The organism is Aeromicrobium sp. (genome assembly GCF_049586495.1).
In the GTDB taxonomy this organism is placed as follows: Bacteria; Actinomycetota; Actinomycetes; order Propionibacteriales; family Nocardioidaceae; genus Aeromicrobium.
Genome location: NZ_JBAVCB010000171.1, coordinates 1 through 5592, shown reverse-complemented (window position 1 = coordinate 5592; position 5592 = coordinate 1). Strand labels below are relative to the sequence as shown.

Annotated in this window: 6 protein-coding genes; all 6 read right to left on the bottom strand. The window is 67.8% G+C overall.

What is annotated here, in order from left to right; genetic code table 11:
* On the bottom strand, nucleotides 1–360 hold a 360-nt coding region (locus WB508_RS09125), incomplete at its 3' end, for a response regulator (protein ID WP_423844574.1).
* A gap of 37 nt (nucleotides 361–397) precedes the next feature.
* The gene (locus WB508_RS09120) at nucleotides 398–2236 is read right to left on the bottom strand and encodes an Ig-like domain-containing protein (RefSeq protein WP_423844573.1); all 1839 of its coding nucleotides are present in this window, start codon (nucleotides 2234–2236) and stop codon (nucleotides 398–400) included.
* Nucleotides 2237–2241: 5 nt separating this feature from the next.
* Nucleotides 2242–2919, bottom strand: coding sequence for a signal peptidase I (locus tag WB508_RS09115; RefSeq protein WP_423844572.1), 678 nt, complete (start codon nucleotides 2917–2919; stop codon nucleotides 2242–2244).
* A 77-nt stretch (nucleotides 2920–2996) separates the two neighbouring features.
* Nucleotides 2997–3527 (bottom strand): TasA family protein, encoded by a 531-nt coding sequence (locus tag WB508_RS09110; protein WP_423844571.1) that lies wholly within the window; start codon nucleotides 3525–3527, stop codon nucleotides 2997–2999.
* 160 nt (nucleotides 3528–3687) lie between these two features.
* The gene (locus WB508_RS09105) at nucleotides 3688–4902 is read right to left on the bottom strand and encodes a GAF domain-containing sensor histidine kinase (protein ID WP_423844570.1); all 1215 of its coding nucleotides are present in this window, start codon (nucleotides 4900–4902) and stop codon (nucleotides 3688–3690) included.
* Between the two features lie 90 nt (nucleotides 4903–4992).
* On the bottom strand, nucleotides 4993–5592 hold a 600-nt coding region (locus WB508_RS09100; protein WP_423844569.1), incomplete at its 5' end, for a helix-turn-helix transcriptional regulator.

Sequence of the window (5592 nt, the reverse complement as noted above, 5' to 3'; positions counted from 1 at the left end):
GCGGCGGAGCAGAGCGCGCACGCGGGCCAGCATCTCGGCCAGCGAGAACGGCTTGGCGAGGTAGTCGTCGGCGCCCACGTCGAGACCGACCACGCGGTCGAGCTCGCCTCCGCGGGCGGTCAGGATCATGATGCCGCCCTCGTACGACGAGGCCCGCAACCGACGGCACACGTCGAGTCCGTCGAGATCTGGGAGGCCGAGATCGAGCAGCACGAGGTCGATGTCGCCGGCCTTGACCCGCTCGATCGCCGGGAGGCCGGCAGCGACGCGTTCGACCTGGTAGTCCTCGCGCTCAAGTGTGCGGATCAGGGGCGCGGCGATCTGGTCGTCGTCCTCGACCAGGAGGAGGCGAGGGGACATGCCCTGAGCATAGGGGACGTCTCGTGCGTCGCTCGGCTCAGAAATCACGGTCGGCCGACCCGGATTCGGTGGCCGGAGTAACCGAGCACTTGTTGCCGGACAAGTCCGCAGCGGCGGCTGAGGGCGCCCACTGCATGGTGCCGGCCGTGGCGGTCTTGAGTCCGTTGCCGCTCGCGAGCGATCCGAGCTTGAGCGTGATGATGGTGCGGTTGGCGCCGGCGGATGCTGAGGTGCTCGCCGTGATCGTGGCGTTGAAGGTGGCTGCCTTGCTGTTCTTGATGAAATCGCGATTCAGGACGACCGGCCCGAGGTTGACGCTCGTCGTGCCCTTGAGGACGTCGACGGTGTCGCCGGTGCTGCCGAGTCCGACGAGGCCGCCGTCACGAAGCCGCAGGGAGACAGCGGTGGCGGTGCCGTCCCAGCCCGCCAGCAACGAGGCGAGGTTGAGCCGTTCGCTGTAGGTGTAGGTCAGCAGGTCGCCGGAGTCGAGCTTGCCAGCGGTTCCGCCGCCGTTCGCAGCCTGCACGTCGATGGCCCGAACCGCGCTGTTGTCCACCAGGCGGGCGGACACGGTGGCCGACGTGCTGGTCGTACCTGCGGTGTCGAGCAGAACTGCTCGCACGTCGTAGCTGCCGTCGGGGACGGCGGTTGTGGCGAAGGTGCACGCGAAGGGCGCCGTCGTGTCGACGCAGATGTCTGTCCATGTGCCAGTGCCGGTCGGTGCCCGCTGGATGCGCACCGAGGCGATGCCCACGGTCGAGCTGGCGCTGGCCGTGACCGCGACGGACCCGCTCAGGTACTGGCCCGGATCCTCGACCGAGACCGAGGCGGCCGTGTTGTCGATGACCCGACTCGTGATGACCGACGACGTGGTGCTCGAGCCAGCGACGTCGGTGGCGACGGCTCGGAACGAATAGGTGCCGTTCGTGAGGTTCGTGGTCGCATACCGGCAGCTGTAGGGCGCGTCGGTGATGGTGCAGAGCGTCTTGTAGGTGGAGCTGCCGGACACGGCGTACTCGATGACGACCTGCGCCACGCCCGAGTCGGCGTCGGTGGCTGTCGCGGCGAAGGTGCGGGTTCCGCTCAGCGGGCTGCCGGGGTTGGTCATCGTGACGGCCGGAGGCGTGTTGTCAACCAGGACGTCGGCCTTGGTTGCCGAGTAGTACGTCGCCCCGAGGCCGGTGGCCACGGCGCGCAAGTCGTAGGAGCCGCTGGCGAGGCTCGCCGTGGCCCACGTGCAGGTGTTGCTGAGCACGGCGTACGTGCACGCTGTCTTCCAGTTCGTGCCTCCGGACGCCACGTACTCGACGCGGGTCGGGTAGAGGATGAGTCCCCCGTTGTACACGTGGGAGGCCAGCGAGACGTTGCCCTTGACGACGTCGCCTGGATCGGTGAGCGCCACGGTGAGCCGGTTGGCGACCGTGGTGCGAACCGTGGTCGACGTCGTGGAGTACCCCTCGTTGTCCGTGGCGACGGCGCGCAGATCGTACGCGCCGTCGGCCACAGCAGTGGTGTTCCAAGAGCAGGAGTACGGCGCCGTGGTCACCGTGCAGATCGTCGTCCAGTCCGCTCCCTCCGCGGCCTGGTACTGGATCAGCACGTTCTTGATGCCGGACTCGGCGTCGGAGGCCGTCGCGGTGACGGTGATCGTGCCGGTGGCCGAGGCGCCTGGGCTCTGCATCGAGACGTTCGGCGGCGTCCAGTCGGCGGCTGCCGTGACAGTGCCCGTGGGGGCCGCGCTCGAGGACGTGAAGGCGGCCGAGGAGAATCCGGTCGCGAAGTAGGCCGCCACGGCCAGCAGCGCGACCACGCTCAGCGCCCGCGCGAGGCGCGTGCTGCGTCTCGGCGTGCGGCGATGGAGGGGCGGCTGGTTCACGGTCTTCACGCTACGGAGGGCCGCTCGACAGCTTGGCCACGTGAAGTCCACAGGATCGCCACGTCTTGGGACCCGGTGGTGATGGGGTGTGCGGGTGCGGCCGCGGTGCGCTTGCTGCGTCGGATCATCCGCTCGCGGACGCCACCGGCGAGCTCCACGAGGCTGAGCAGGGCGATGAGAGCGGCGGGAAGGCCGATGGCGAGCATGCGGATGTCGCGATCGGCGAGCGCCACGAACACGTACCCGAGCAGGGGGACGGTGTGCTGCACGACCGGCTGCTCGGCCTGGGACAGCTGAAATTGCCACGGATCGGCAGAAGCGTTGGCGTCGCCCTTCGTGCGGAGCTGCAGGCCGCCGGTCGCGGCGTCCTCGAGCGAGACGATGCGGTGCGTCACGAGCGTGGAGACACCGCTGTCGGGAGGTGGTTGATAGGTGATGATGTCGCCGACTCGAAGCTGATCGACCGGGACTGGCTTCTCGAAGGCGATGGCCCCCTTCTCGAAGGTGCCCGACATCGAACCGCCAGTGATGACGTAACGCTCGTAGCCCAGGAGACTGGGAGCGAGGTAGGCGAGTCCGGCGAACGTGGTGGCCACGAGCGCAACGTTGAGGAGGAGGGCGCCGATGCGGCCGACCCATCGGGTCTGCCGGGCCGGGGTGCTGGTGTTCGGCGTGCTGGCCATCGTCGCCTCCTCTCCGGGTGCTGGTGGTCCGTGAGTGCGCCGAGGAGCGCTCTTGAGTGGCGCTCCTCGACGACGGGTCACTGGTTGGTGGTCGTGGCGGCCTGCTGGACCGAGTCCCACTGGTAGGCGGCAGAAGCCGTCTTGCCCTGCTGGCTGTTCGGGGCGTCCTTGTCCAGCTGGACGCTGAACGTGTAGTTGTTCGCGACGCCGGCGGCTGCGGAACCGAGCGGCGTCTTGGCGCCGTCGACCAGGTCGCCGAAGGTGCCGGCAAAGACCTGGGTGTCGGTCGTGGTGTTGGTGATCGTCAGCGTCAGGTACTTGTCGCTGAAGCCGTTGGTCGAGCTGGTCTCGGTCAACGTGAAGTCGGCCGGCAGCGAGCCGGTGTTGGTGATCGTCAAGGCGCCGTTAATCGTGTCGCCGGGCTTGATGTTCGTCAGGTTGAGGATCGCCTTGTCGGCCTTGGAGTTGCTCTGGCTCAGGGTGCCGGACGTGACCGTGCTGATCGTGTTGGCGGTCGTCGACGTGAAGGTCGCTCCCGATCCGACGGCGATGGCGCCGGCGCCGAGCAGTGTGGCGAGGGGGAGGAGGATCTTCTTCTTGGTGTTCATCTCGGGGTGCTCCTGTGCGGTGTGAGGGTCTGTGGGTTGATGTCTGCGACGTTACGGAGACTCGATCCACGGACGTTCCACGCCATTGCTTCGAGGAGGACACACTTCGGAACTGTTCTCTGGGCGATCAACGAGACAGGCGCGACCAGAATGAGGTCGCTCAGTGTCGGTCGGGCAGGTCGAACCACACCGCGGCGCCGCCGGCCGGTGACTCCTCGATGCCGATACGGCCGCCGTGTGCCTCGACCAGTCGGCGGGCCGTCGCCAGCCCGATGCCATGTCCGGCGATTTCGGCGGACTCGCGGACGTGCAGCGCGAAGACCGCCTCGCGTCGATGGGGGGCGATGCCCGTGCCGTTGTCGCGGACGGTGAACCGCCAGCCGGTCGGCACGCGGCTCGCGGACACGTCGACGACCGGCGCGACGCCGGGCCGCGCGAACTTGAGAGCATTGGTCAGCAGGTTGAGCACGACGGAGTAGAGCATGTCGGCGTCGACCAGAACTCGGGGCAGCTCGCCGACTGAGATGGCTCCGCCAGACCGGGTCACCAGTGGCCGGACGTCGGCCAGCACCAGGTCGACGATCTGGTTGATCGGGGTCTCAGTGAGGCGAAGGTGGCCGCCTTCGAGCGCGAAACCGAGCATCTCCTCGATCATCCGGTTCATGCGTCGGCCAGCTTGGCTGACGGCCTCGACCATCGAGCGCAGATCGGGGTCGGACTCGACCGCCGGCTCGGTGCCGAGCATCTCGGCCGTGGCGAGGATCGCCGTGAGTGGACTGCGCAGATCGTGGCTGACTTGGCCGGCGAAGAGGGTCAGCTGCTGGTTGGATCGGCGCAACTCATCGCGCGCGGCCCTGAGGTCCTCCAGCGACCGCTCCAGCTCAAGAGTGCGGTGCCGCAGCACCAAGACGTCCACGATTTGCCGAGCCAGCGTGCCGAGCGCCTGCTCTTGCTGCGGCCTCAACGTGCGGGGGACGTCGTCGAACACGCACAGGCGTCCGATGGTGATGTCGTCAGGAGTGACGAGAGGCGCTGAGGCATAGAGGCGGACCTCGCCCAGGCGCCCGGTGACGAAAGGGTTGTCGGCGAAGCGAGGGTCCAGACTGGCGTCCGGCACGACGAGTGATTGGACCTCACCCATGACCTGGCCGCACATGGAATCCTCGCGAGCGCAGACAGAGCGGTCCATCCCGGTCGTGGCAATCATGTGATGTCGATCGGGAGTCATGATGTTGATCGCAGCCCGGGGGACGTCGCACACGTGCGCGACCAAAATGACGAGATCTTGCAGCTCGCCGCCGGCTGGTTCATCGAGCGCTATGTACTTCTCGAGCTGTTCCTCCAACGATCCCCGCGCCGCGGGCTCGGTCGACATTCGGCTCCTTGATCGTGGGGGTGGGTCACTCGATGTGACCCACGCGCGCGCTGGCACGAGGTTGCGACCGAGTGAACGAACCATAACTGCTCAACGCTGCACAGCTGCCGCCATCGCGCGACGCGAGCTGATGCCAAGCTTCGTGTAGACGTGACGCAGGTGATACTCGACCGTCTTGGGACTCAGAAACAAAGCTGCCGCGGCCTGTCGCGTCGTGAGGCCGTCCCGCCCGAGCATCAGCGCGATCTGCAGCTCCTGAGCGGTCAGTCGATCGCGTGCGCTGTCCCCCCGACGACTGGCGGTCGCCCCGGTCGCCTCGAGCTCAACGGCGGCGAAATCCGCCCACGGGACGGCTCCGAGAGCCTCGAACCCGGTGAGCGCAGCGGACAGCAGCGGTCTGGCTGCAACTCGCTGACGGGTGCGCCGCAACCTGCTTCCGTAGGCGAGCTGGGTCCGGGCCACTTCGAAGGAATCTTCGGTGTCCTTGTGCAGGGCCAGAGCGGCGTCGAAGTGCGCGCCGAACTGCTCATCCTTCTCGGTCATCCCCAGGCCTCGCTCGGCGCGCGCCATGGCCCAGGGCTGGCCCTTGTGAACGGCGCGACGCTGATATTCTCGCGCCACCGTTCGGGCCTGCTGCGCATGTCCCGAGCGCAACAGGGCGTCCACGGTCTCCGGACCGGGTGAGAGGTC